Here is a 678-nt window from a genome sequence, read left to right as displayed (position 1 = left end):
CCCTTAAGCGGGCGTTATGTGCAAAAGAGGATCTATCATGACTTTATACCCTCAGAGAGTTGCTGAAAATGTTCTTCCTCTGTCTATTTCTGGTGAATTATCTGAAGCTCTAAAAGAGTGGTATTTTACCGAAAGGACGGAAGACCATGAAGTAGCAACGGAATCATGTGGGCTCTGTGATCAAGAACAACTAAGATATCACTTTGAAATTGAGAATAAGAATACTCGAAAAAGGCTTTGGGTGGGCTCTTCTTGTATCTTACGTTTTAATGTCGCTGTATTTGAAAATGGGTTAGTTCTCGATAAAAAGTCTGCGGAGAAAAAGCTAAATAAGCACATTGAAAAAATGCGCTTGGATTCTTGTATCACCTCCCTTAAAGCGTTGGCTGAAAAAGAAAATAATCCAATTCTTGTTAATGCTCTTGACTACTATCAGAAGAATAAGTGCTTAACTCCTAAGTTTGCTTTTGTGGTCTTTTGGCGTTTAGATTCCCAAAAAATTGATTACCATCCGTCATTTTTCAAAATCAGTTTAAAGCGGGAAAGTCACAAAAAAGACTTAGCCAACATGCACATAGATAGAGTCCACTTAATCTGGAAAGCACTAAGCTCTAGTCAGAGAAAAATGGCGATAAAGTTTGGGCATACAGAACCAAGCACATAACAAATTGTTCAAGA

The 678-nt window shown here is 37.6% G+C and carries 1 protein-coding gene; it reads left to right on the top strand.

Features of this window, described 5'->3' with window-relative positions:
- Positions 1-37 precede the first annotated feature (37 nt).
- Positions 38-664 (top strand): hypothetical protein, encoded by a 627-nt coding sequence (locus tag PL85_RS18635; RefSeq protein WP_115340086.1) that lies wholly within the window; start codon positions 38-40, stop codon positions 662-664.
- Positions 665-678: the final 14 nt, after the last annotated feature.

The organism is Vibrio anguillarum (genome assembly GCF_001989995.2).
GTDB classification, from domain to species: Bacteria; Pseudomonadota; Gammaproteobacteria; order Enterobacterales; family Vibrionaceae; genus Vibrio; species Vibrio anguillarum.
This window is presented reverse-complemented; position numbering and strand designations above follow the sequence as displayed.

Excerpts from the sequence above, each read along its gene's own strand:
- PL85_RS18635 (WP_115340086.1), top strand. The coding sequence starts at position 38 with ATGACTTTATACCCTCAGAGAGTTGCTGAAAATGTTCTTCCTCTGTCT.